Here is a 25,484-nt window from a genome sequence, read left to right on the forward strand (position 1 = left end):
GTATCGGGTGCCGTCACCACGTGAAGTTCGGGTTCACCTTCATGCAGGCCTTGGTGTCGGAGGCGTTCAGCGCGTCCGCCGTGTCCGGCGTCTTGTCGTCCTGCCTCGGCGCCTTGTACGCCGTCCCCTCCCGCCAGTCGGCGCCGACGACGAGGGTGACGCCGGAGACGTCCGTGGACTTCTCCACGGCGCTGGTCGGGATGCCGAGGGCCTTGGCGACCCGCTGGGCGTCGCCCTCCAGGTCGGCGCTCGGGTAGCGGACGAGCGTCGTGTCCTCGACCGGCGTCGCCGAGGCGTCCGCCACGGCCTGGGTGAAGCCCTTGCCGACGAGCAGCCCGGCGACGGTGGTCGCGCGGCCGCGGACCGGCGCGAGGGTGTCGGTGCGGGTGCCGTTCCGCACCTGGACGGCTATCTCGCCGTCCGCCGCGGCCGGGTCGGTGGAGGCCTTCTCCTCGGTGGACTTCTTCTTGTCCTTGCCGTCGAGCGCGACGTCCTCGCGCACCAGCCGGAACAGCTTGGTCGCGTCCTCGGTGGGCACCACCCGGCCGGTCTGGACCGTGTCGTACTCGTTCGGCATCGTCGTCATGGTGATGCGCGAGGTCGGCACCTTCTTGAGCTCGCCGGCCAGGTCGTACAGCTTCGCCACCGTGCCCAGGCCCGGGTCGACGGTGAGTGCCTTGGTGGCCGCCTCGGCGAGGGCGCGCAGCTTGCCCGGGTTGCTGAGCTTCGCGTTCTTGCGCAGCTCGCGGACCATCGAGTTCATGTACATGTGCTGCGCCTTGGCGCGGGCCAGGTCGCTGCCGTCCTCGAAGCCGTACCGGGTGCGCAGCCACTGCAGGGCCTGCTCGCCCTGGACGTACGTCGTGCCCTTCTCCAGCTTCAGCCCGGAGCCGTGGCCCTCGCTGTCCTTGGAGAGGATGTTGGCGTTCACGCAGACCGGCACGCCGCCGATCGCGTCGGCCATCGACACCACACCGGAGAAGTCGATCATCATGAAGTGGTCGATGTGGATGTCGGTGAGCTTCTCCCACGTCGCCACCGAGCACCCCGGGCCGCCGCGGCCCAGCGACCGGTTCGTCATCGCGCGGTCGACGGCCTCGTAGACGTCCCCGCTGTCCGGGTCCGTGCACTTGGGGATGTCCACCAGCGTGTCGCGCGGCATGCTCACGACCGACATGTTGGTGCGGTCGGCGGAGACGTGCAGCAGCATCTGGACGTCGGCGAGCGGAGTGGCGCCGAACGTCTCCTTGGCGCCGCCGAGTTTCTGGTTCTCCTTGCTGTCCCGCGCGTCCGAGCCGATCAGTAGGATGTTCAGCGGCGTCTGGCCGGCCGCGTTCGCCTCGCTCTCGGCGGCGCGGTCCTTCGCGTCGCCGATGTTGAGGTCGTCCTTCTTCAGGTTGTCGTTGAGGTGCTGGTAGTAGAGATACCCGGCACCCGCGGTGCCCAGTATCACCACCGCCAGAACCGTCGCCGACCAGCGCAGCGCACGCCGTCTGCGGCGTCTGCCGTCGGCTCCGCGGCCGCCCCTGCGACCCCCGCCACCGTGCCGGCCGCCCTGGTCGGCGGGCGTGTCCTGGTCGGCCCGCGGTGTGAGGGACATGGTGTCCTCCACCGCGGGGGCCTCCCCCCGCACACTGCTCTGCGCCAACTGTTCGCCCTTCCCCACCCTTGGCCCGACACGGCTTCGCCTCGCGGCGGACCTCCCTGTCCGTGCGGAGCGAACCATGTCGGGCCACCCTGTCCGACACCGGTTCGCAACCTGTCAGACCTGTATGAGTCCGAACCGGGTTGGCCACGTGTCGGCAAAATCCACGCCCTGCACGGCTACGCGGCGTGCCAGGCCAACGCGCCTGACACCACCGTGTCCTGTGTCAGACCAACGAGGGTCCGGCACAGTTGCGTTCCCCGCCGCAGATTCCGTACCGGAGCTCGCGTACCTACTTCGCGCACTCGACCTTGTCCGCCGTGGACTTCTCCACGTCGGGTGCCTTGGTCGGAGCCGTGAGGGACACGCCCGCACCCTTGAAGTCCTTGCCCAGCGTCAGGGTCATCGTGGGCAGGCCCTGGGAGTTGGTCACGCTCTTGCCGGGCTTCATCGCGGACCCGGAGAGCCCCATGATGGCGGCGAGCCGGCGTGCCTGGTCCGCCTGGTCCGGTGCGTACTCGAGCGTCGTCTTCGACAGCGTCGTCGAGGCGTTGCCCGCGTTCTCGGACTTGGTCACGCCCTCCTCGGTCTGCAGCCAGGTGAGGGTCTCCTGGGCGCTGCCCGCGGGCGCCCCGCCGTTGTAGACCTGCACCCGCACCTCGGAGGGGTCGGCCTTGGTGCCCTTCAGCCGGGCGGACACGGCGGCGGCCTCCTTCTTCTTCTGCTGCTTGACCTCGGTGAAGGAGACGTCGTTCTGGATCGCCTGGAAGACCTGGGGGGCTGTCGTCTCGTTGAGTACGACGGTCGCCTTCACCTTCTCGGCCGGGTTGTCGATCACCGGAATCGTGGTGAAGGTCAGGTTCTTGGTGTTGAGCTTGCCCAGCTCCAGGCCGAGGTCCTTCAGCTTGTCGATGCTGTCGAGGTTGCTGTCGACGGTCAGCGCCTCGGTGCCCGCCTCGGCCAGCTTGATCATCTTGGACGGGCTGGTGAGCGTGTCGTTGGACTTCAGCTTCCGCATCAGCGCGCTGAGGAACTGCTGCTGGAGCCCGATCCGGCTCAGGTCACCGCCGAAGCCCACGGAGTGCCGGGTGCGGACGAAGGCCAGCGCCTGCTCGCCCTCGATGACGTGCTTGCCCTCGCTGAGCTTGAGGTGGGAGTCGGGGTCGTCGATGTCCTTGGCCAGGCACACCTCGACGCCGCCGACCGCCGTCGTCAGCGTCTTCACCGCGTTGAAGTCGGCCACCATGAAGTTGTCCGGCTTGATCCCGGTCAGCTCGGTGACCGTTCGCATGGTGCAGCTGGGCGTACGGCCCTCCTGGCCGAGGCTGGTGTTGAAGCGGACGCCGGTCTCGCCCGGGATGACCCTCTGGGTGCCGTCCTCCTGCGTGGTCTGGCAGTCCGGGATGTCGACGATCAGGTCGCGGGGGATGCTGAGCGCGGTCGCGTTCGAGCGGTCCTTGGAGACGTGCAGCAGGATCGTGGTGTCGGCGTGCCCGGCGCTGCCCGAGTCGCCGTACTTGTCGTTGCCCGCGCCCGTGCGCTTGTCCGTGCCGATGAGCAGGATGTTGATGGCCTTGTCCTTCTGGAAGCCACCGGTGCTCGCGCCGTCGTCGGAGACGGACTGGATGTTGTCGTTGAGGTGCTCGATGTAGAGGTACGCGCCGGTCGCCGCGGCCACCACCACGAACGCCATGATTCCGCCGGTCCAGAGCACGGCCTTCTTCGCCTTGCTCTTCTTCACCGGAGCCCGGCGACCGCGCCGCCCCGGCGGCGGCTCCTCGGGCGCGCCCCGGCGCCTGCGCTGCGGGGGGACCTCACGGCCCGGCGACGCCGGCCGCGTCTCGCGCCCCGGGGTCGTGGTCCGGCCGCGCCCAGCGCCACCGGCGCCTGAACCTCCGGCGCCCGCGGTGGCCGGCGCCCCGGCGGCACGCGCTCCGGCGCCTGCGCGGGAAGCGGATCTACGGGGTCCCGGAACCGACGACTGCGGTGCGGAAGGAGTCAGTCGCAGTTCGTATTCGCCGGTATTCGGATTGAGCACCCACTGGTCTGCGGGGTCGATGTCGTCCGCCCGCCCACGGCCTTGCGCGTCCACGGTTGTCTGATTCCTCCGTCGGGGCCACGCGGCGCCTTCCCCCTCCAAGGCGCTCGGGTCTCTCGGTTCAAACAGTGCGCAAGCCTAACTACGGCCGGGTGCACCGGATCGCTCACACTATCCGCCCAGTTCAGCGTCAAGCCACGACGGTGACAAATTCCACGTCCCTACAACTGGGCAATCCATCCCATTTCTTTGAACTGGGGTTCGCCGACTTGGTGAGCGCTTTACTCGCAGGGGTTCTCGGCGGCGGTGTTACCGCGGAAGGTGGGTGCCGGGGGAGTGGGTCCCGCGTGGTCGTCGGGACGCTCGGCGGCTGCCTTTCCGTCGCCGTAATGCGAACTCCTGTGCGGAGATGTGTGCGGAGCGCCGGGGGATGTTTCGGGCGAATTCACGACTTCCACCGGGGCGTCGACGCGCAGGCGCTCGAAGAGGCGCTCGGCCTCGGGCTCCACGAGTTGGTCGCGATTGGCGTTGTAGATGTACGACTCCCGAGGGACGGTGAGGAATTGCACGCGTTCGGTGGGGATGTCGCGCACGCCGCGGACGAGTTCGTACAAACCGCGCAAGCTTGCCAGGGCGGGGTCGGTGGTGAGGGAGGACGTGGCGGCGTCCAGGACGGGGTAGAGCCTGACCGGATTCAGCAGTACGTCATTGCTCTGCACCTTCTGGACGAGCGCGGCGAGGAATCGTTGCTGGCGCTCCATGCGGTCGGTGTCGCTGCCGTCGCCGAGGGATTTGCGGGCGCGGACGTAGCCGAGGGCCTGCTCGCCGTTGAGCGTCACCTTTCCGGCGGGGAGCCTCAGCTTGGCGGCCTTGTCGTCGATGGGCTCGGTGAGGCAGATCTCCACGCCGTCGAGGGCGTCGACCATCTCCTTGAAACCGTGGAAGTCGACGACCACATGGTGGTCGACGCGGATGTTCGTGAGCCGCTCCACGGTACGGACGGTGCAGGCCGAACCGCCGACCTGGAAGGCGTAGTTGAACATCGCGAACATGGGCTTGCTACGGCTGCCGTCGGGGCGCCGGCAGCCGGGGACGTCCACCATCAGATCGCGGGGTATCGAGACGGCGGTGGCGCTGCGGCGCCCCGCGGAGAGGTGCAGCAGGATGGCGGTGTCGGACCGCTCGGTCCCGGAGTCGCGTCCGTAGCGCCGGTTTCCCTTGCCCGCCCTCGAATCCGAGCCGATGAGCAGGATGTTCCGCGCGTCGCGCACCAGTGAGGTGGGGCGCTCCTTCTCGTACCGGGTGAGTTCGGCGGCGGCGGCCTCGTCGGGCGTGATGTTGGAGTCGAGCTTGGCGTATACGGCCCACCCCGCCCCGCCAGCGGCGACGAGCACGAGCCCGATCCCCAGGGCCCCACGCCGCACCCACCGCCGCATGGGCCCCCTGCTGCTGGCCGACGCCCCCCGGCGCGTGCGTGCGGAGTCGGTCATCGGCTGGGTCCACCCCTCATGGCGTAGTGCGTGTGGTGTGGGCTGCTTGTTACGACCATGGCTTGGATGGGGGGTGGGGGGTGGGTGGTGGTGGGCTGAATGGGTGACGGGTGCCTCCGGCGGTTGGGCGGGGGTGCCTGCGGCGGCCTGTTGTTGTCCGGTGGGGGTGCGGGTAGCGCCTTGGGTTGCGTGGTGGGTCGGGGCCGTGCCGGGGGGTGTCCGTCCTCGGTCGGGCGGTGGGCGTTGGGCTAGAGGTGCCGTTTCTTGACGCCCGACTCTGCGGGCGGACACCCCCCGGCACGTCCCCTTGCCGCCGTACGCGGGTGCGGGCCGTCCCGCCCCGGCCGGGGGGCCGTCGCGCGCCGCAGCCGCAGGCCGTCCCGCCCTAGCCGCGGGCAGTCAGTCCCACGCCGCAGCCGCAGGCCGTCCCGCCCTAGCCGGAGGCCCGTCCCACGCCCCGGCCGCGGGCGGTCCCGCCCAATCCGCGGGCAGTCGTGCCGCTGGGGCGGCACGGGTGGGCGCGGGCGGCGCCCCGTCAGCGCCGGGCTGCGTGACCCACCTTCGGCCAGCCCCCACGGCGGGCGACTCGCAAAGTGAACGGTGCCTGTGACTTGGCCTGGCCGACGCGGTCATCCGGTGCCGGGCTGCGTGACCCACCTTCGGCCAGCCCCCACGGCGGGCGACTCGCAAAGTGAACGGTGCCTGTGACTTGGCCCGGCCGACGCGGTCATCCGGTGCCGGGCTGCGTGACCCACCCCCGCCCAGCCCCCACGCCGGGCGACTCGCAAAGTGAACGGTGCCTGTGACTCGGCCCGGCCGACGCAGTCACCCGGTGCCGGGCGCGAGACCCTGCTCGCCCAGCCCTCACGCCGGGCAACCCCAGAAGTGGACGGCGCCAGTGACCTCGGCCCAGCTGCCCGTGAGGGCTATCGCGCCGTCGTCGTCACCCGCTCGCTTTCGATGCGCTTGGCGAGGGCGTCCTCGTTCAGTGACTCGAGGTGGCGGCACAGGACCACCGAGCCGTCGGTCGCCAGCGCCGCGTACAGGCCGGCGTTGAGGCCCTCCCAGGTGTCGTAGGGAAGGGACGACAGGATGCGGGAGCCCGGGCCCGTGAGGCCCAGCCCCGTCGCCTCGGCGCGGGCGCGTTCGACGACCTCGGCGCCGCTGAACTCCCGGCCGGCCACGATCAGGGCGGGATCCTCGGGGTCGACCGGCGCGTACGGGGCGAAACGGTCGCCCTGACCCGGCACTTCCACGGCGTAGTCGGCGAAGCCGGCCGGCGGCTGCGGAAAGCGGCCCCCCAACGGCCGTAGCGCCAACGCGACCCGCTCCCCCCGGCACGCCCGCGCCGCCTCCAGCGTGTCCGGCCCGCTCACGACCACGTCGGCCGCCGCCGGATCCCCGCCCACGTCCGCGATCGTGCCCACCGACGCACACGCCAGCAGCCAGACCGCCGTCTGCCAGTGGGCGGGCAGCAGCAGCGTGACCCGGTCACCCGGCCCGGCCCCGAGGTCGCCCTGGAGCAGATTCGCGGTCTTGGCCACCCAATTGGCGAAGGTGGCCACGGACAATTCGACGCGTTCCCCGGTGGCGTCGTCGTAGAAGGTCACCAGGGGACGTCCGGGATCCGCGGCGAGCGCGGAACGCAGCAGGTCGGCAGGGGTGCGATCGGTGGCGTTCACCCGCGCAAGCGTACGCGGACACACAGGCGCGCACCCCCCGCTCGGGGCACCCCGCCACCACCGGTTCGGGCGAATCGGACGCCGACACCCCGTCAACTCCTGGATGGACAGGTTTGTATGGCTATGTCCAACATCTGGGGTATGCGTGGATTTCTTGCTTCCTTGATCGGTGTCACGTGCGCGGCCGCTCTAGCCCTCCCGCTCACCCCACCCGCCGTCGCGTCGACCGCGAGACCGGCGTTCAGTGCGGAAGCGGCCACGCGCGGGGAGGCGGTGGCCGGGCCGGCGGTGCGTCAGGAGGACGCCGAGTCGTACGTTCCCGGCAGCACCCAGTCGATGCCCCTCGCCCCGCTCACCCCCCTCGCCCGTGACCGCGTCGTCGGCGCCCCCGCCATAGAGGGCCTGTCCCCACGAGACGTACGGCACTTCTCCCTCGTAGGCGTCGTCTGGGACGACCCGGACGCCGAACTGCACGGCCGCGTCCAGGTCCGCACCCGCGCCGTCGGCACGGGCACCTGGTCCGACTGGCAGGACGTCGAGACGCACAACGGCGAGCACGCGGCCGACCCCGGCAGCGTCGAACGCACCTCCGGCCGGGTGCGCGGCTCCACGGCACCGTTGTGGGTCGGGGAGTCGGACGCCGTGGAGGTGCGGGTGACGGCGCAGGCCGTCGAGGCCGGGTCCAAGGACGGCGCACGGGGGCCGGGCAGCGGTGATCCGACCCCGCCGGCCGGCACCGGCGTCGTCTCTCCGCTCCCCGCCGGCCTTCGCCTCGAACTCGTCGATCCCGGCGAAGCCGCCCCCGCGCCGGACGACCCCGGCGCCCCCCGTCCCGGATCCCTGCAGACCGAGACCGCCGAGACCGCGGAGGCGCTCGGCGCCTCCGCCGCCGACACGGCCGCCTCCGCCGCCAACGCCGAACTCGCGCCCCTCGGCATCGCGGCGATCCCCGCACTCGGCCGGGCCGAGACCGAACGGGAGCTGCTGGCCCTGCGCGGTGACGAGTTGACGCAGGCGCAGCGGGCGAAGCCGTACATCGGGCCGCGGCCGCGCATCGTCACCCGGCGCGGCTGGGGCGCGAACGAGGGGTGGCGGGAGCGGCAGTTCGTCTACACGAAGAAGGTGAAGGCGGCCTTCGTCCATCACACGGCGACCGGCAGCAAGTACTGGTGCTCGCAGGTGCCCTCGCTCATCCGCGGTATCTACCGCTACCACGTCAAGAGCATGGGCTGGCGCGACATCGGCTACAACTTCCTCGTCGACAAGTGCGGAAACATCTACGAGGGACGCGCCGGGGGAGTGGCGAAGCCGGTCCTCGGTGCCCACACTCTCGGTTTCAACACCAACAGCATGGGCATCGCCGTCCTCGGCAGCTACGGCTCCACCAAGCCGACCAAGGCGTCGGTGAAGGCCGTGGCCCGGCTCACGGCGTGGAAACTGGGTCTCTTCGGCGTCAATCCGCGCGGAAAGACATACCTGAAGTCCGCCGGTGGCAATCTCTACCGAAAGGGAAAGAACGTACGACTGAATGCGATCTCCGGCCATCGGGACGGCTTCCTGACGGAGTGCCCGGGACGGCAGCTCTACCGCAAACTCGGCACGGCCCGCGCCACGGCGGCCCGCTACCAGGGACGTTGAGCCGGGGGGGCGGGTACACGGGCTACACGGGGGACGCATTCACCGCCGTCGGGGGACAAGAGGCGGAACGCCGCACTGCCGACGAGGGCGCCGTACAACGGTCTGCATACACTGGCCGGCCGAAAGACAGTTCGGCCGGTCCCGGCAGGAAGCAGAGACGACAGGTGACAGAAGCGATCCTCCTGGTCGGCGGCAAGGGCACTCGGCTGCGTCCGCTCACCGTGCACACGCCCAAGCCCATGGTTCCGGCGGCCGGAGTCCCCTTCCTCACGCACCAGTTGGCGAGAGCGAGAGCCGCGGGCGTCGAGCACATCGTCCTGGCGACCTCGTACCTGGCCGAGGTCTTCGAGCCGTACTTCGGCGACGGCTCCGCGCTCGGACTCCACCTGGAGTACGTGACGGAGGAGGAGCCCCTCGGCACGGGCGGCGCGATCCGCAACGTCGCGTCCCGGCTGCACTCCGCGCCCGACGATCCCGTCCTCATCTTCAACGGCGACATCCTGACCGGCCTGGACATCAAGGCACTGGTCCGCACCCACGAGTCGACCGGCGCGGACGTCTCCCTCCACCTGACGAAGGTGACGGACCCGAGGGCGTACGGCCTGGTCCCCACGGACGAGACGGGCCGGGTGACAGCCTTCCTGGAGAAGCCGCAGACCCCCGAAGAAATCGTCACCGACCAGATCAACGCGGGTGCATACGTCTTCCGCCGCTCGCTCATCGACACGATCCCGGCGAACCGCCCGGTCTCGGTGGAGCGCGAGACCTTCCCGGACCTCCTCTCCGCCGGAGCCCACCTGCAGGGCATGGTCGACTCGACGTACTGGCTGGACCTGGGCACCCCGGCCGCCTTCGTCCGCGGCTCGGCGGACCTGGTCCTGGGCCGCGCCCCGTCCCCCGCCGTCCCCGGCCGCTGCGGCGACCGCCTGATCCTCCCCACGGCCACGGTCGCCGCCGACGCCAAGCTGACGGGCGGCACGGTGGTGGGCGAGGGCGCCTTCGTCGCGGAGGGTGCGAGGGTCTTCGGCAGCACGATCCTCCCCGGCGCCGTCATCGAACCCGGCGCGATCATCACCGACTCCCTCATCGGCACCCGCGCCCGCGTCGGCGAACGCTCCGTCCTCACCGGCACGGTCATCGGCGACGGCGCGGTCATCGGCGCCGACAACGAGCTCAGGGAGGGCGCACGGGTGTGGTGCGACGCCCGAATCCCGGCGGGAGCGGTCCGCTTCTCCCCGGACCTGTAGAACCCAACTCGCAACGCCGGTCCGTGCATCCCGGCCGGTCCGGCGCTCGAGGAGGGGTCTGTGCCGTGGGGGCGGACGGGCGCGGACGGTCATTTCCCGGCGCGGGCCGGCATCATCCAGCCAGCCCGGCGTTCGAGGACGATCACGGCCGTCCCGATCCCCCACCCGCTGGGGACTCTGCCGTGTGGCGCTGGGGTCTCTGCCTCGCGGAGCCAACGGTCACTTCCCGGCGGCCGTGCGACACCGGCCGTCACTTCTCCGCGGCGGCCCAGGCATTTCAGCCCGTCCGGCGTTTGAGGACGAGGCCCGTTCAGGGCCGAAGCGGGGGTCTGGGGGCCGCAGGCCCCCAGAGGCGGGGTCGAAGGGGCGGCAGCCCCTGGGGATGGGACGGGTAGGGGCGGCGGGGGCGAAACCCCGGCGGCAACCACAGCGCACAGGCCCCCGTCACAACCGCCCGATATCCCCCCGAGGCATCCGCGGCGCCCGCCGCGCGGGCACTCGCCCACTCAGCAGAATCAACCGAGCCGCCCGATGCCGCTGCCCCGCATACGGCTCCAGCAACTCCAGCATCACGGAGTCATCCGCATCCCGATCCCCGGCCAACGCCCACCCCACGATCCCCGGCAGATGCAGATCCCCCACAGTCACGGCATCCGCCGCCCCATGACTCCGCTGCACAACCTCCGCAGACGTCCACGGCCCGATCCCCGACACGACCTCCAACCGAGCCTGCGCCTGAGCCGGAGGCATCCGCACTGCCTCCTCCAACCGCCCAGCGACCCGTACAGCCCGCAGAATCGTCGACGCCCGCTTGTTGTCGACCCCGGCCCGATGCCACTCCCAGGACGGAATCAGCCGCCAGGTCCCCGCATCCGGCATCACACACATCCGGTCCGGCGCGGGCCCCGGCGCCGGCTCCCCGAACCTCCGTACCAGCAACCGCCACGCCCGATACGCCTCATCAGCGGTGACCTTCTGCTCCAGAATCGACGGAATCAACGACTCCAGCACCAACCCGGTCCGCGTCAACCGCAACCCCGGCCGCCGATGCCGAACCACCGCCACCAGCCGATGCCGCGGCACGAAGACGGACGGATCGTCGGCGGCCCCGAGCAACTCCGGCAACTGCTCCAGCAGCCACTCCGCCCCGGGCCCCCACGCCTCGCCCCGAACTTCGGCACCCCGCGCGGTGACCCGCAGCGTCCCGGCCCCGGCAGGCGTGCGGCAGGCCCGCCACACGGACCCGTCCGGCATCGCCCGGAACGTCGGATCCCCAGGCCCACGCCGCAGCGGCCCCAGCACCAGCCCGAGATCGAGCGGTCCGTCCGGCACCACCGTCCGCACCTTCGCGGGAGCGACAGCCTGCCGCGGCACACCCGCAGGCACAGCGACCTGCCCGCCGCGCACAGTCGTACGCGTGGGCCGCGGAGCGAAACGTCCTGCCACGAAGAGTCCCGGGAACTAGGTACCGACGAGAGCTACGAGCCTAGGCGGTCCCACGGCACAGAGGTGCACCCCTGCACAAGCCCGCCGCGGGCTACGACCCCGCCGCCAGCCACCCAGCGGAGCGTCACCGCACCGCGATGAAACCCCCCGCATCCCGCTCCGGCCGCGCCCGCGGTTCCTCCGCCGGATGACCGACCGCCACCGCCCCCATCGGATCCCAGTCCTCCGGTATCCCGAGCACCTCCCGCACCACATCCCGGCAGAACATGGTCGAGGACACCCACGCCGAGCCCAGCCGCTCCCCGGCCAGCGCGACCAGGAAGTTCTGCACTCCGGCCCCGGCGGCGACGACGAACATCTCCCGCTCAGCGGCATCCCGCCGCACATCCCCGTACGTATGCGCCCCGTCCGTCACCAGACAGGGCACGACCAGATACGGCGCGTTCCGCAGCACATCCCCGCGCCGCACCCGCTTGGCGATGGACTCCTCGCTCTTGCCGTCCCGCCGCAGATCGGCGACCCACGCGTCGCGCATCGCGTCGAGCAGCCGTGTCCGCGACTCCTCCGACTCCAGCAGCACGAACCTCCAGGGCGTCGTGTGATGCGGCGCCGGCGCCGTCACGGCCGCCGCGACCGCCCGCCGCACGGCCCCGGGGTCGACGGGCTCGTCCGTGAAGGCCCGTACGGTACGCCGCTGGGTGACCGCCTCCCGTACGGCCTCCGACGTCCCCAGCCGGAACATGTCGTCACGCGCGCCACGCACCAGGGCCCGAGCCCCCGCCCCGTGATCCTCGGCCACCACGTGCGCCAGCCCGCGCACGACGGCGACGGGCAGCCCGGCGGCCTTGCCCTTCACCAGGTCACCGGCGGCGGCAAGTTCGTCCGCGGTCGCCACGACGGTCGCGCTGAGCGGATTGCCGTACGCGTCCGTGCCCCCGCGCAGATCGTCGAGCACACGCACGCCCGCGGCGCCGATCGCCACGTCCGTGAGCCCGGAGCGCCAGGGGCGCCCGAAGGTGTCGGTGACCACGACCCCGACGTCGACGCCGAGGGCGTCCCGCAGCCCGTCCCGGATGGCCCGCGCGGACGCGTCCGGGTCCTCGGGCAGCAACAGCACGGTCCCGGCCGGGGTGTTGGAGGCGTCGACGCCGGCGGCGGCCATCACCAGCCCCTGCCGGTTCTCGACGATACGCAGCGCGCCGCGACGCGCCACGACCCGTACGGTCTCCGCGTCGATCGCGGCTTCGCGATCACTCGCCTCCACGATCCGCCCGTCCGCCTTGGACACGATCTTCGAGGTGACGAGGAGGACATCCCCGTCGACCAGCCCGGGTTCGGCGGCGGCGATCAGCTTCGCGAGGTCGTCGCCCCGCTGGACCTCGGGAATACCGGAGACGGCCCAGACCCGGTAGCCGTCGGCAGACACCTCGCTCAAGCCCCCCGCACCTCCTCCGCCAGCGCCAGCGCCTCCCGGGCCATCTGCGCGGTCGCGTCGACGTCGGTCATCATCAGCGGTACGGCCCGGCAGCGGATGCCGGCCGCCTCGACCCGCTCCACGGCACCCGCGTCGACGGTGTCGACGAGCCAGCCGTCCAGCAGTCCCGAGCCGTAGTGCTCGGCGACCGCCGCGGCCGTCGACTCCACGCCGACCGCCGCGAGCACCTTGTCGGCCATCCCGCGCACGGGCGTGTCCCCGACGATGGGGGACAGGCCCACCACCGGCACCCCGGCCTCGGCGATCGCCTCCCGGATGCCGGGCACGGCGAGGATCGTGCCGACCGAGACGACCGGGTTGGACGGCGGGAAGAGGATGACGTCCGCCTCGGCGACGGCCTCCAGGACGCCCGGCGCCGGCTTGGCCTGCTCCGCGCCGACCGGCACGATCGCCTCCGCCGGCACCGAGGCCCGCAGCCGCACCCAGTACTCCTGGAAGTGGACGGCCCTGCGCTCGCCGTCCACCTCGATCGCGACATGCGTCTCGACGCGGTCGTCGGTCATGGGGATGAGACGCACTCCCGGCTTCCAGCGGTCGCACAGCGCCTCCGTCACCGCGCTGAGCGGGTATCCGGCGCCGATCATCTGCGTCCGCACGATGTGTGTGGCGAAGTCCCGGTCGCCGAGCCCGAACCACTCCGGTCCCACGCCGTACGCCGCGAGCTCCTCCTTCAGATGGAAGGTCTCGTCGGCCCGGCCCCAGCCCTGCTCCTCGTTGATGCCGCCGCCGAGCGTGTACATCACCGTGTCGAGGTCCGGGCAGACCTTCAGCCCGAAGAGGTGGATGTCGTCCCCGGTGTTGCCGATGACCGTGATGTCCGCGTCCGGCACGGCCCGCTTCAGACCGCGCAGGAACCGGGCACCACCGATGCCGCCTGCCAGAACCACAATGCGCATGGGAGCAGTCTTGCAGGCGGGTACGACAACGCGTCAGGCAGTCACAGGACGCGGCTCCGTACGCGCCTCGCAGGCCGACGACGTGTGCATCGGCATCTCCGTCAGGCCCGGGTAGTACACGTGCAGGCTCACCGCCGGCTCCAGCGCGTCGTTGACGACCTCGTGCGTGTACCCCGGCGCGAACACCCGCTGCGTTCCCGCCGCCAACACGCGCGTGCCGCGCTCCGTGCGCTCGGTCAGCGTGCCGTCCAGGACCGTCAGGACGCCGGAGGAGGGGCCGTGGTCGTGCAGTCCGCTGCCCTGTCCGGGCACCCAGGACAGCAGCCACACCTCGTAGCCGGGGCCGGTGCGCAGCCGGTGGTACCAGCGCGTGGTGGCGTCGTACCGGACGAGGTGCTCCCACTGGGCGCGGTCGGCGGCGATGGAGCGGGCCAGGCCGGCGAACTCGGCGACGGTGGCCGGGTGCTCGCGCGGAGCCTGGAGGAGGTGCGGGACTTCGAGGATGTCGCCGGCGATCTGGAGGTCGCTGTCGCTGTTCATCGGATGCGTGGTTCCTCAGTGAAGGAAGGTCAGAGGGAACAAAAGCCGAGTCGCGGCCGACTCGGCCTACAGCTGGAGCAGGTGGGGCTCAACAGCTGGAACAGCAACAACAGCTACAGCGAACGTGGGCAGCACCGAGGGACCCGGCGGTGCGGGTCGAGGTGAGTGCCAAGTTCGCGAGCATGCCCACAAGGACAGCGGTTTGCACCTCCACTGTCAACTCGACGCCCGTTGAGTGGGACGTGTTTCACCTCATCCGGTTCATCTCTGTGGCGAAAGGTTTGTTCATGGGTTGACCGGGACACATGGCGCACAACCGGGCGCACGGCGCCGTTGTGATCCTGTGATCCGACTGTGATCCGGTTCGCTTCTGCGGTTGTGTGCAACGAGATCGAACTTCTGGGCGTCCTTTTCCGTACAGGCTCTGTGCGGGGCTGGACGTCCTCCCGGGCCTCGTCTGCTTGTCAAGGTTTATGCCGATTTGAACACTTTCCGCTAGGCCTTGGTTCCGCAGAGTGAATAAGGGGCTCAATAGCAGATCTCGGCTTGACTCGCCCGGAGCAGCACACTTGTAATTTCACTCGTGTCGTTCAGCCGAAATCGGTAACGGCTACATCACGGGGACGCGGAAAGAACAGACGAGGGGCGCACATGACCGAGCTGGTGCAGCAACTGCTGGTCGACGACGCGGACGAGGAACTCGGCTGGCAGGAGCGCGCGCTGTGCGCCCAGACCGACCCCGAGTCCTTCTTCCCCGAGAAGGGCGGCTCCACGCGCGAGGCCAAGAAGGTCTGCCTCGCCTGTGAGGTCCGCTCCGAGTGCCTCGAGTACGCCCTCGCCAACGACGAGCGCTTCGGCATCTGGGGCGGCCTGTCCGAGCGTGAGCGCCGCCGACTGAAGAAGGCGGCCGTCTGACCGGCCCCCGGCCGCGTCCACGGGTACATCGGCCACATCCGCGCGTAATCCACGCGTACATACGTCTCGCACACGTCTCGCACACGTCTTGAACGGCCCGTCGCAGGTGGTTATCCACAGGCGGCGGGCCGCCGTCATGCCCAGCCGATAGTGTGGTCGCTCGTCCGAGACGCCCCGCTGCCCCCTCGGGGCACAGGCGTCCACCGCAGTCCACCGAACCGGGGCCCGTACCTCGATGTCCGTGCACAGCCACACGGCAGCCCATCACGACTCCGCTGCCACACCTGAGTTCCCGCGTCATGTGGTGACCGCGGTCCTCGTCTCCCATGACGGCGCCCGCTGGCTGCCCGACGCGCTCGCCGGGCTGCTCGGCCAGGAGCGCCCCGTCCAGTTCGCCATGGCCGCCGACACCGGCAGCGCGGACCACTCCGCCCAGCTGGTCGCCGAGGCCCTCGGCGACGATCGCGTACTGCACCTCGCCCGGCGCACCGGTTTCGGCCAGGCCGTCGAGGAGGCCAACCGCACGGCCCCCGTCCTCACCCCGGACGAGCTGACCTATCTGAAGCGGCCGAGCGGCTGGGACCCCGTCACGCGCACGTGGCGCGACGACGCCTACGACATGCCCGAACTCCCCCACGGGGAGCCGGTGCAGTGGCTGTGGCTCCTGCACGACGACTGCGCCCCCGAACCCGACGCCCTGGCCCAGCTGCTGCGCGTCGTGGAGAACGAGTACGAGCTGGGCCGCGACGACGTCGCCGTCGTCGGCCCCAAGCTGCGCGGCTGGTACGACCGCCGGCAGCTCCTCGAGGTCGGCGTCACCATCGCTCACTCCGGCCGCCGCTGGACCGGCCTCGACCGCCGCGAACAGGACCAGGGCCAGCACGACCACGTCCGCCCCGTGCTGTCCGTGTCCACCGCCGGCATGCTCGTCCGGCGCGACATCTTCGACCAGCTCGGCGGCTTCGACCGACGGCTGCCCCTGATGCGCGACGACGTCGACCTGTGCTGGCGCGCCACGGCCGCCGGCCACCGCGTCCTCGTCGCCCCCGAGGCAGTCGTACGACACGCCGAGGCGGCCTCCCGAGAGCGCCGCACCGTCGACTGCGTGGGCCGCACCGCCGCCTCCCCGCACAAGGTCGACAAGGCGGGCGCCGTCTACACCCTGCTCGTCAACAGCCGCACGGCCGTGCTGCCCTGGGTGCTGCTGCGCGTCGTGCTCGGCACCGTCCTGCGGACCCTGGCCTACCTCGTGGGCAAGGTCCCGGGCCAGGCCCTCGACGAGATCCGCGGCCTCATGGGCACCCTGCTGCGCCCCGAGCGGATCATCGCCGGGCGGCGCAGGCGCGGGAGCCCCGCCGTCGACAAGGGCGAGCTGCGGGCGCTGTTCCCGCCGCCCGGCGCGACCGTGCGAGCCACCGTCGAACAGGTCGCGAGCAGCCTCGTCGGCCGTTCCGACCCCGAGGTGGCCGCAGGCGCGGGACGGCACGGCGGCGCGATCGAGTCCGGCCCCGGCGGCGACGACGCGGACTTCCTCGAGATAGAACAGTTCGCCCGGCTCAAGCGCATCGCCCGCAAGCCCGGCCCGGTGCTCTTCCTCGTCCTGCTGTTCGTCTCGCTGATCGCCTGCCGGGAACTGCTCGGCGGCGGCGCGCTCGCGGGTGGCGCGTTGCTGCCCGCTCCGGCCGACTCCGGTGAGCTGTGGTCGCACTACGTGGACGCCTGGCACCCGGTGGGCGTCGGCGGCACACCGTCCGCGCCGCCGTACCTGGCGATCGTCGCGATGCTCGCCTCCACACTGCTGGGCTCGACCGGGCTCGCGGTCACCGTCCTGCTCGTCTGCTCGGTGCCGCTGGCCGGACTCACCGCCTACTTCGTCTCCCGACCGCTCGTCGAGTCGCGCCTCCTGCGCGCGTGGGGGGCCGTCGCCTACGCCTTCCTGCCCGCCGCCACCGGCGCCCTGGCCGGCGGCCGCATCGGCACCGCCGTCCTCGCCGTCCTGCTGCCGCTCATCGCCCGCGCGGGCATCGCGGCGAGCGGCCTGGCCAACGGCTCCGGTGCGCGCGGCAGTTGGCGCGCGACCTGGGCGTACGCGCTGCTGCTGACGATCACCACGGCCTTCACGCCGATCGTGTGGCCCACCGCGCTGGTCCTCGGACTCGGGCTGCTCGCGGTGCGGCGCGCCGACATCACCGCGTACGGCCTGCGCTTCCTGGCCCAGCTCGGCGTGCCCCTGCTGGTCCTCGCGCCCTGGTCCCTGTCGCTGCTTCCGTTCGGCTTCTTCCAGGAGGCCGGTCTCAAGTACGGCGCCTCGGCCGCGTCCCCCCTGGACCTGCTCGGCGCCAGTCCCGGCGGGCCCGGCACCGTGAGCGGGCTGATGCTCATCGGCGTCGTGCTGGCCGCGCTGGCCGCCCTGATGCGCTCCGAGCGCCAGTTCGGAATCCGGACCGCGTGGGCGGTCGCCCTGGTGGGCCTCCTCTTCGCGGTCCTGTCCAACAGCTCCACCTGGTCCGGCCCCGCGACCCTCGTCTACGGCATCGCCCTCCTGGCCGCCGCCCTGCTCGGCGCCGACGGGGCACGCTCGCGTGTGGCCGAGCAGAGCTTCGGCTGGCGCCAGCCGGTCGCCGCGCTGATCGCCTTCTCCGCGGCCGCCGGCCCGCTGCTCGTCGCGGCCGGCTGGATGATCCGCGGCGCCGACGGACCGCTGGAGCGGCGCGACCCCGTGCAGGTGCCCGCGTTCGTCGCCGAGGAGAGCAACACCCGCGACCAGGCCCGCACCCTCGTCCTCGACAGCGACTCCCCGGCCCACGTCGGCTACATGCTCGTCCGCGGTTCCGGCGCCCGCCTCGGCGACGCCGAACTCGCCGCCGAGGACGGGGAGAACGCCAAGCTCGACAAGATCGTCGCCAACCTCGTCGCCGGCTCCGGCGCCGACCAGGCCGACCAACTGGGCGCGTTCGCGGTGCGTTACGTCCTCGTCCACAAGGGCGCGCCCCGCGAGGTCGCGCGCGTGCTGGACGCCACGCCCGGGCTGTCGCGGCTGAGCGAGCAGAACGGCAGCGCGTTGTGGCGGGTCGACCGGCAGGTGTCGCGGGCGGCCGTCGTCGCCGGCTCCGGGTCCGGCTCCGGCTCCGGCTCCGGCTCCGCCGAGCCTCAGCCCGTCGCCGCCGGGCCCGTCGAGATCCACACCACGATTCCGAGTGGCCCCGAGGGGCGTGTCCTGCGCCTCGCCGACAGTGCCGACGACGGCTGGACGGCCACCCTGGACGGCAGGCCGCTCACCGCGACCACGGTCGACGGCTGGGCCCAGGGCTTCGAGCTCCCCGCAGCCGGCGGCAGGCTGGACGTCACCTACGACGACCCGATCGGCCACACCGCCTGGCTGTGGACCCAGGGCTTCCTCGCCCTCGTCCTCGTCGTGATGGCCCTTCCGGGACGCCGCCGCGACGTCGACGACGACCTGCCCGAGGAGCCGGCCGTCCCGGCCGAGGCCATGGCCGGCGAGGGCCGACGGGCCCGCCGACTTCGGGCCCAGGCCGAGGCCGAAGCCGAAGAGGCCGGGCAGGGCGGCGAGTTCCCCGCTCCTCCCACGGAACCGCCGGCTGCGGCGATTCCGCAGCAGCCCTACGGCGAGTGGGGCACGCCCCGTTACGCGGGCGCCGACTACGGCAGCTACGGCGGCGAGCAGTACGAGGGCGGCCAGCAGTATCCGGCGGGCGGCACCTACGACGGGACATATCAGGCGGATCCATACCAGGGCGGCCAGTACGACCCGTACGCGTACGGCGGGCAGTCATCGACGGGGTCGTACGAGGGGTCCTACGACACCTCGTCGTACGACCAGACGTACCAGCAGGGTTACGACGCCACGTACGACCCGGCGCAGCCGCATCCGAACGGCAGTGAGCGTTCCGACGGGAGCCAGCAGTGAACCGCACCACCCTGTCCCTGATCGTCGGCGTCACCGCCCTCGCCGCCATCACCGGGATCTCGACGCTCACCACGCCCGACGCGTCCGGCGTGAAGACCGCCGAGGCGGCCGCCGAACTGCCCGTGGAGCGCACGAGCCTGCTGTGCCCCCCGCCGAGCATCTCGGACCTCGCGGAGACGACGTACACGTCGTTCACGCCCGTCACGAAGGGGACCGCAAGCGGCGGGAAGGCGGAACTGCAGTCCGCGGCGGAGGAGTCGGACGCCGGTGCGGACGCCAAGGACAAGAAGACCGGTGCCGCCGGCAAGGCCGACAAGCCCGTCCTGGAAGCCAAGGAGCCCGGTACGCCGGCCACTGGGGAAGCATCCGGGGGCGACTCGCCGGCGCTCGTCGGGACCGCCGACGGGAAGTTCGCGCCCGGCTGGACCATGCAGGAGACGACCGAGGTCGCCGCGGGCACGGGGCGTGGCCTGCAGGGCGTCAACTGCACCGCGCCGGACACCGAGTTCTGGTTCCCCGGCGCCAGTACGGCTGCCGACCGCACGGACTACGTCCATCTGACCAACCCCGACGACTCCGCCGCCGTCGTCGACATCGAGCTGTACGGCAAGGGCGGGGCCCTCGAGACCACGGTGGGGGAGGGGATCACGGTTCAGCCGCACTCCGGTGAGTCGATCCTGCTGTCCACGCTCACCAGTGAGAAGCAGACCAACATGACCGTGCACGTGAGTGTGCGCAGCGGTCGGGTGGGTGCTTCGGTGCAGGCGCTGGACGACAAGCTCGGTGGGGACTGGCTGGCCGCGTCCGTCGACCCCGCGGGGACTCTCGTTCTGCCCGGCATCCCGAAGGACGCCACGTCCGTGCGGCTGGTCGCCTTCACGCCGGGGGACTCGGATGCGGACCTCAAGGTGCGGCTTGCCTCGCCGTCCGGGGCGATCACGCCTGCCGGGAACGAGACGTTGCACGTCAAGGCCGGTATGACCAGTGCGGTGGACCTCGGGGACGTCATGCGGGGCGAGGCGGGGTCGCTGGTGCTGACGCCTACGGATCGGTCCGTGCCGGTGGTCGCGGCGGTGCGGGTGGTTCGTGGCGAGGGGGCCAAGCAGGAGACGGCGTTCATTCCGGCGACCCGGCCGGTGGGCACGCGCGCGACGGTCGTGGACAACCGGGCGAAGGGCACGACGCTGTCTCTTACGGCGCCCTCCGGCACGGCGAAGGTCAAGGTGACTGCCTCGGCGGGGAGCGAGGGGGGTACGGCGGCGTCGAAGACGTACACGATCAAGTCCGGGACGACCCAGGACGTCGAGGTCCCGGTGCCGAGCGGCTTGAAGGGCACGTACGCGCTGACGGTGGAGTCGGTGTCGGGTGGGCCGGTGTACGGGGCTCGGACGCTGGCCGTGACGGAGGACGGGGTGCCCGGCTTCACCGTGCAGACGCTGCCGGATGATCGGGGGATGGTGGCTGTGCCGGAGGCGGACGAGGACTTGTCGGTGCTGCAGAAGTAGGGCGGGGTGCCTGCGGCGGCCTGTGCTGGTGAGTGGGGGTTGGGGTAGCGCCTGCGGGCGGTGGGTGGGTCGGGGCCGTGCCGCCCCAGCCGCGGGCAGTCGTGCCGCTGGGGCGGCTCCCGACCCACAGAGGGGCGGCACCCCGTCAGCGCCGGGCCGCGCGACCCGCCCCCGCCCAGGCCCTCACGCCGGGCAACCCGCACAGCGAACGGCGTCTGTGAATCGGGCCGGCCGACGCAGTCACCCCGCGCCGGTCTGGGTCCGTGCTGGCCGAAGCCGTCAGTCCTCGCCGTAGCGGGGGTCCACCGTCTCCGGGGTCAGGCCCAGCAGCTCGGCCACCTGTTCTACGACCACCTCGTGGACCAGGGCGGCTCGTTCGTCTCGGCCCTTGGTGCGGATCTCCACCGGGCGGCGGTAGACGACCACGCGCGCGGGGCGGCCCTCGCGGGCGGGGATCGTGCCGCCGAGGGGGACCGCCTCGTCGTTCCAGGTGCGGCCGGGGCCGTCCAGGCGGGGGACCTCGAGGACCAGGAAATCGATGTCGGCCAGCTGGGGCCAGCGGCGTTCGAGGCGTTCCACGGAGTCCTGCACCAGGTCGGCGAAGGCGTCGGCGCGGCTTGCGGCGAGCGGGACCTGGGGTGGTGCGATCGGGCCGCGCATGCCTCGCCCGTGGCGATCACGGCGGCGGGGCCCGGGGCCGACGGCACGGGGCGGTACGGGGGTGTCCATCACTGATGAAGCGTAGTCCTCGGGGCCGGTACGTGTCCGATCACGGTGACGTGGAAGGGGTGGCGTCCACGCGTCGTACGGCATGTCGGCAGATGACCATTCCAGCCAAGCTTGGGCTCGATTCCGTATCTCTCCGAGACTGGCGGGGTCGAGGTGTTTGATGTGGTTTGTGGTAAGTGATGACCGCCTTCGGGGGCGTTCGGGATCTCGGAGGAGGGCTTCCGCGCAGGTCAGTGACGTGGGGCCGCAGGGGCGTGTGGGGTGTTTCACAGCACGACACGGTGGGGTGACCTGGGGGAGAGTCGTCGCGGCCCGCTCAAGAGTGCGGTACCGTCCAACGTCGTGAGCCCTGTACGTCGCTGTTCGCGCACCGCTTGCGGCCGTCCCGCCGTCGCGACGCTGACGTACGTCTACGCCGACTCGACCGCGGTCCTCGGCCCGCTCGCCACCTACGCCGAACCCCACTGCTACGACCTGTGCGCCGAGCATTCCGAGCGCCTCACCGCGCCCCGCGGGTGGGAGGTCGTGCGGTTGCTGGACGGTTCGGCTCCGGCCCGTCCCAGCGGTGATGATCTGGAAGCGCTTGCCAACGCCGTGCGCGAGGCGGCCCGTCCGCAGGAGCGGGCGGCCCAAGCCGGTGGGGGCGGGGCGCGTGGCGCCGATCCGATGGAGGTCGCGCGGCGGGGGCATCTGCGAGTGCTGCGGTCGCCCGACAACTGACGGTCGGTTTTCTCCGCCTGTGCGGGTGTTTCCCGTGTGCTCGTTTCGTTGGGTGATGCGCAGGCATTGACGTGTCATTGGCGCGGACACGACCATTCCGTATGCCGGACGAGAAATCGCTTTCCGCATAGCGGAATCCGGGGAGGCGCCCGTGTACGTCCAGGAACTGGAACCCGTCGCCGACTCGCTCGGCCTGTCCGCGCTCGTGGCGACGCTGCCGCTCGTGATCGTCCTCGTCCTGCTGGGCGGTGTCCGGCTCAAGGCGCACCTGGCGGGGCTCACGGGGCTGGTGGCGGCCGTACTGGTCGCCTGGCTCGCGTACGGCATGCCGCTCGGTCAGACGCTCTCCAGCGCCGCGCAGGGGGCTGTCTTCGGGCTCTTCCCGATCCTGTGGATCGTCGTCAACGCCCTGTGGGTGTACAGGATGACCGTCCGGACGCGTCATTTCGACATCCTGCGGCGGTCGTTCGGGCGGCTGTCCGACGATCCGCGCATCCAGGCGCTCGTCGTCGCCTTCTGCTTCGGAGCCCTGCTGGAGGCCCTTGCCGGGTTCGGGGCACCCGTCGCGATCTGTTCGGTCATGCTGGTGGCGCTCGGGTTCGAGCCGGTGCGCGCGGCGGTCGTCGCGCTGGTCGCCAACACCGCGCCCGTGGCCTTCGGCGCGATGGGGACGCCGGTCGTGACGCTGGCACAGGTCACCGGGCTGCCACTGGACGATGTGGCTTCTGTGGTGGGGCGTCAGACGCCTTTGCTGGCCCTGGTGGTGCCGCTCGTGCTCGTGGGGCTCGTGGACGGGCGGCGCGGGCTGCGGGAGACCTGGGTACCCGCCATGGCGTGCGGAATCGCCTTCGCCGTCGCCCAGTTCGCCGCCTCGAACTACGTCTCCGCGCAACTCGCCGACATCGGCGCCGCCTTGGCGGGTGCGGGCGCCCTGGTCGCCGTACCGCACGCGCGTGTGCCCGCCACCGAGGCCGTACGCGCGTCCGTGCTGACCGGTGTGCGGAGTGAGGAGTTGGACGAGGCTGATCCGCGGCGGGAGGTCGTGCGGGCTTATGCGCCGTACGCGCTGATTGTGGTGATCTTCTCCCTCGCGCAGATCCCGGTGGTCAAGGACTGGCTGGCCGGGGCGACCCAGACGTACGACTGGCCCTTCCTGAACGTCGTGAACCCGGACGGGGAGCCGGTCGGCGGCAATGTCTTCAGCTGGCCGATCGTGTCCACCGGCGGGACCCTCGTGCTGCTCGCCGGCGTGTGCACGGCGGTCGTCCTCGGCGTGCACGCGCGCGTGGCGGTCAAGGAGTGGGCCGCGACCGTGCACGAGTTGAGGTTCGCCATCCTCACCGTGACGTCCGTGCTGGCGCTCGCGTACGTCATGAACCTCTCCGGACAGGCCGCCACCATCGGCTACTTCGTGGCGGCGGCCGGCGCCGGGCTCGCGTTCCTGTCGCCGGTGCTGGGGTGGTTCGGTGTGGCCGTGTCCGGGTCGGACACCTCGGCCAACGCGCTGTTCGGCGCGTTGCAGGTGACGGCGGCGCGGGAATCGGGGCTGTCGCCGGAACTCCTGGCAGCCGCCAACAGTTCAGGTGGTGTGCTCGGCAAGATGATCTCGCCGCAGAACCTCACCATCGCGTGCGCGGCGGTAGGGCTCGCGGGCCGGGAGGGGGACCTGCTGCGGCGGGTGCTGCCGTGGAGTCTGGGCCTGCTGCTGGTGATGTGTCTGATCGTGGTCGGACAGAGTTCACCGGTGCTGGGCTGGATGCTGCCCTGACCTCCGCGCTGACCTGAGGTTACGGCTCGGAGTCCACTCGGTGGGCACACAGCGCACTGTCAGTGAGGGCGGGTAGTTTGGGGTGACCGACAGGACTTTCAGGAGGGTTGGCCGTGGCTGCTGATCTGTCACAGCTCGTGAAGGCGTACGACGTCCGCGGGGTCGTCCCCGACCAGTGGGACGAGCCTCTGGCCGAGCTCTTCGGGGCCGCCTTCGTCCAGGTGACCGGCGCGAGCGCGATCGCCATCGGGCACGACATGCGCCCCTCGTCCCCAGGCCTGTCCCGTGCCTTCGCGCGCGGAGCCGCGGCCCAGGGTGTCGACGTCACCGAGATCGGCCTCTGCTCCACCGACCAGCTGTACTACGCCTCGGGCGCGCTGAACCTGCCGGGCGCGATGTTCACGGCGTCGCACAACCCGGCCCAGTACAACGGCATCAAGATGTGCCGCGCGGGCGCGGCCCCGGTCGGCCAGGACACCGGCCTCGCGCAGATCCGCGAACTGGCCGAGCGGTGGAGCGATTCGGGCGCCCCGCAGCCGGCGGCGACGCAGGGCACGATCACGCAGCGGGACACGCTGGAGGACTACGCGGCCCACCTCCGCTCCCTCGTCGACCTGACCTCCATCCGCCCCCTGAAGGTCGTCGTCGACGCGGGCAACGGCATGGGCGGCCACACGGTCCCCACGGTCTTCGAGGGCCTGCCCCTCACCCTGGTCCCGATGTACTTCGAGCTGGACGGCACGTTCCCGAACCACGAGGCGAACCCGCTGGACCCGGCGAACATCGTCGACCTCCAGAAGCGGGTCCGCGACGAATCCGCCGACCTCGGCATCGCCTTCGACGGCGACGCCGACCGCTGCTTCGTCGTCGACGAGAACGGCGCCCCGGTCTCCCCGTCCGCCATCACCGCCCTGGTGGCCTCGCGCGAGCTCGCCAAGCACGGCGGCAAGGGCACGGTCATCCACAACCTGATCACGTCCTGGTCGGTCCCGGAGGTCGTCAAGGAGAACGGCGGCACGCCGGTCCGCACCCGCGTCGGCCACTCCTTCATCAAGGCCGAGATGGCCAAGACCGGCGCCATCTTCGGTGGCGAGCACTCCGCGCACTACTACTTCGCCGACTTCTGGAACGCCGACACGGGCATGCTGGCCGCCCTCCACGTCCTCGCGGCCCTGGGCGGCCAGGACGGCCCGCTCTCCAGCCTGGTAGCCCAGTACGACCGCTACGCCGGCTCCGGCGAGATCAACTCCACCGTCGCCGACCAGGCGGGCCGCCTCGCCGCCATCAAGGCCGCGTACGAGGCCCGTGAGGGCGTGGAACTGGACGAACTCGACGGCCTGACCGTCACGGCCGTCGACTGGTGGTTCAACGTCCGCCCGTCCAACACGGAACCGCTGCTGCGCCTGAACACGGAGGCACGGGACGAGGCGACGATGGCGAAGGTACGGGATGAGGCGCTGGCGATCATCAGGGGTTGAGGGCTGAGGGCTGAGGGCTGAGGGCGGGACGACACCTGCGCTTCTCAACGGGTTTCGCCTCTCGATGCCGGTCCAGGCATTTCAGCCTGCCCGGTGTTCGAGGACGAGGCCGCGCCGTCCTTCTCGGCGCCGGTCCAGGCATTTCAGCCCGTCCGGCGTTTGAGGACGAGGCCCGTTCAGGGCCGAAGCGGGGGTCCAGGGGGCGGCAGCCCCCTGGCCGGGGTCGAAGGGGCGGAGCCCCTTCAAGGATGGGACGGGTAGGGGCGGCGGGGGCGCAACCCTCCCAGCGCCCAACCCCGGCACCCCGCCCCCACCGGCGGTACG

At 71.5% G+C, this 25,484-nt stretch carries 17 protein-coding genes; 8 read left to right on the forward strand and 9 right to left on the reverse strand.

The genetic code is table 11. The features are described 5' to 3' along the window. Positions 1-13: 13 nt before the first annotated feature. From QQM39_RS27360 to QQM39_RS27375, 4 genes are all read right to left on the reverse strand, one after another. Positions 14-1,600, reverse strand: a complete 1,587-nt coding sequence (locus QQM39_RS27360) for an LCP family protein (RefSeq protein ID WP_302000202.1) — start codon at positions 1,598-1,600, stop codon at positions 14-16. 337 nt (positions 1,601-1,937) lie between these two features. Beyond that, positions 1,938-3,737: an LCP family protein gene (locus QQM39_RS27365; protein ID WP_302000203.1), complete on the reverse strand. Its 1,800-nt coding sequence runs from the start codon at positions 3,735-3,737 to the stop codon at positions 1,938-1,940. A gap of 227 nt (positions 3,738-3,964) precedes the next feature. Then, the gene (locus QQM39_RS27370; protein WP_302000204.1) at positions 3,965-5,173 is read right to left on the reverse strand and encodes an LCP family protein; all 1,209 of its coding nucleotides are present in this window, start codon (positions 5,171-5,173) and stop codon (positions 3,965-3,967) included. A gap of 926 nt (positions 5,174-6,099) precedes the next feature. Further along, positions 6,100-6,855 carry a TIGR03089 family protein gene (locus QQM39_RS27375; RefSeq protein WP_302000205.1) on the reverse strand — a complete coding sequence of 252 codons (756 nt, stop codon included), beginning with the start codon at positions 6,853-6,855 and terminating at the stop codon, positions 6,100-6,102. A gap of 141 nt (positions 6,856-6,996) precedes the next feature. Between QQM39_RS27375 and QQM39_RS27380 the strand changes: the two genes are divergently transcribed. Both QQM39_RS27380 and QQM39_RS27385 read left to right on the forward strand, forming a co-directional pair. Further along, positions 6,997-8,493, forward strand: coding sequence for an N-acetylmuramoyl-L-alanine amidase (locus QQM39_RS27380; RefSeq protein ID WP_302003741.1), 1,497 nt, complete (start codon positions 6,997-6,999; stop codon positions 8,491-8,493). 164 nt (positions 8,494-8,657) lie between these two features. After that, a complete protein-coding gene (locus QQM39_RS27385) occupies positions 8,658-9,740 on the forward strand; it encodes an NDP-sugar synthase (protein WP_302000206.1) in 1,083 nt (360 codons plus the stop codon). A gap of 444 nt (positions 9,741-10,184) precedes the next feature. On the opposite strand, the gene QQM39_RS27390 is transcribed toward QQM39_RS27385, so the two are convergent. The 4 genes from QQM39_RS27390 to QQM39_RS27405 form a co-directional block, all read right to left on the reverse strand. Beyond that, positions 10,185-11,186 carry a DNA-3-methyladenine glycosylase gene (locus QQM39_RS27390; protein ID WP_302000207.1) on the reverse strand — a complete coding sequence of 334 codons (1,002 nt, stop codon included), beginning with the start codon at positions 11,184-11,186 and terminating at the stop codon, positions 10,185-10,187. A gap of 124 nt (positions 11,187-11,310) precedes the next feature. Continuing rightward, complete coding sequence (locus tag QQM39_RS27395) at positions 11,311-12,621, reverse strand: coenzyme F420-0:L-glutamate ligase (protein WP_302000208.1); 1,311 nt, start codon at positions 12,619-12,621, stop codon at positions 11,311-11,313. Next, positions 12,618-13,577: a 2-phospho-L-lactate transferase gene (cofD, locus tag QQM39_RS27400; protein WP_302000209.1), complete on the reverse strand. Its 960-nt coding sequence runs from the start codon at positions 13,575-13,577 to the stop codon at positions 12,618-12,620. Before cofD ends, QQM39_RS27395 begins: the two co-directional genes overlap by 4 nt. A gap of 33 nt (positions 13,578-13,610) precedes the next feature. Next, positions 13,611-14,117: a cysteine dioxygenase family protein gene (locus tag QQM39_RS27405; RefSeq protein ID WP_302000210.1), complete on the reverse strand. Its 507-nt coding sequence runs from the start codon at positions 14,115-14,117 to the stop codon at positions 13,611-13,613. A gap of 651 nt (positions 14,118-14,768) precedes the next feature. Here QQM39_RS27405 and QQM39_RS27410 point away from each other — a divergent pair. The 3 genes from QQM39_RS27410 to QQM39_RS27420 all read left to right on the forward strand — a co-directional run bounded on the left by QQM39_RS27410 (position 14,769) and on the right by QQM39_RS27420 (position 20,465). Next, positions 14,769-15,032, forward strand: coding sequence for a WhiB family transcriptional regulator (locus tag QQM39_RS27410; RefSeq protein WP_003975777.1), 264 nt, complete (start codon positions 14,769-14,771; stop codon positions 15,030-15,032). Between the two features lie 235 nt (positions 15,033-15,267). Then, the gene (locus QQM39_RS27415) at positions 15,268-18,960 is read left to right on the forward strand and encodes a glycosyltransferase (RefSeq protein WP_302000211.1); all 3,693 of its coding nucleotides are present in this window, start codon (positions 15,268-15,270) and stop codon (positions 18,958-18,960) included. Next, complete coding sequence (locus QQM39_RS27420; RefSeq protein ID WP_302000212.1) at positions 18,957-20,465, forward strand: DUF5719 family protein; 1,509 nt, start codon at positions 18,957-18,959, stop codon at positions 20,463-20,465. The genes QQM39_RS27415 and QQM39_RS27420 overlap by 4 nt, the downstream gene beginning before the upstream one ends. Positions 20,466-20,744: 279 nt before the next feature. Here the strand turns inward: QQM39_RS27420 and QQM39_RS27425 are convergent, their stop codons facing one another. Further along, positions 20,745-21,194 (reverse strand): metallopeptidase family protein, encoded by a 450-nt coding sequence (locus QQM39_RS27425; RefSeq protein WP_302003742.1) that lies wholly within the window; start codon positions 21,192-21,194, stop codon positions 20,745-20,747. Positions 21,195-21,536: 342 nt separating this feature from the next. On the opposite strand from QQM39_RS27425, the gene QQM39_RS27430 reads away from it, so the two are divergent. The 3 genes from QQM39_RS27430 to QQM39_RS27440 all read left to right on the forward strand — a co-directional run bounded on the left by QQM39_RS27430 (position 21,537) and on the right by QQM39_RS27440 (position 25,160). After that, positions 21,537-21,914: a DUF3499 domain-containing protein gene (locus tag QQM39_RS27430; RefSeq protein ID WP_031481227.1), complete on the forward strand. Its 378-nt coding sequence runs from the start codon at positions 21,537-21,539 to the stop codon at positions 21,912-21,914. Between the two features lie 151 nt (positions 21,915-22,065). Beyond that, a complete protein-coding gene (locus QQM39_RS27435; RefSeq protein WP_302000213.1) occupies positions 22,066-23,682 on the forward strand; it encodes an L-lactate permease in 1,617 nt (538 codons plus the stop codon). Between the two features lie 113 nt (positions 23,683-23,795). Then, positions 23,796-25,160, forward strand: a complete 1,365-nt coding sequence (locus QQM39_RS27440) for a phosphomannomutase/phosphoglucomutase (RefSeq protein WP_302000214.1) — start codon at positions 23,796-23,798, stop codon at positions 25,158-25,160. Positions 25,161-25,484: the final 324 nt, after the last annotated feature.

The sequence above is a fragment of the Streptomyces sp. DT2A-34 genome, from assembly GCF_030499515.1.
GTDB lineage: Bacteria > Actinomycetota > Actinomycetes > Streptomycetales > Streptomycetaceae > Streptomyces.

Excerpts from the sequence above, each read along its gene's own strand:
- QQM39_RS27360 (WP_302000202.1), bottom strand. The coding sequence starts at position 1,600 with ATGTCCCTCACACCGCGGGCCGACCAGGACACGCCCGCCGACCAGGGC.
- QQM39_RS27370 (WP_302000204.1), bottom strand. The coding sequence starts at position 5,173 with ATGACCGACTCCGCACGCACGCGCCGGGGGGCGTCGGCCAGCAGCAGG.
- QQM39_RS27380 (WP_302003741.1), top strand. The coding sequence starts at position 6,997 with ATGCGTGGATTTCTTGCTTCCTTGATCGGTGTCACGTGCGCGGCCGCT.
- cofD (WP_302000209.1), bottom strand. The coding sequence starts at position 13,577 with ATGCGCATTGTGGTTCTGGCAGGCGGCATCGGTGGTGCCCGGTTCCTG.
- QQM39_RS27405 (WP_302000210.1), bottom strand. The coding sequence starts at position 14,117 with ATGAACAGCGACAGCGACCTCCAGATCGCCGGCGACATCCTCGAAGTC.
- QQM39_RS27410 (WP_003975777.1), top strand. The coding sequence starts at position 14,769 with ATGACCGAGCTGGTGCAGCAACTGCTGGTCGACGACGCGGACGAGGAA.
- QQM39_RS27415 (WP_302000211.1), top strand. The coding sequence starts at position 15,268 with ATGTCCGTGCACAGCCACACGGCAGCCCATCACGACTCCGCTGCCACA.
- QQM39_RS27425 (WP_302003742.1), bottom strand. The coding sequence starts at position 21,194 with ATGGACACCCCCGTACCGCCCCGTGCCGTCGGCCCCGGGCCCCGCCGC.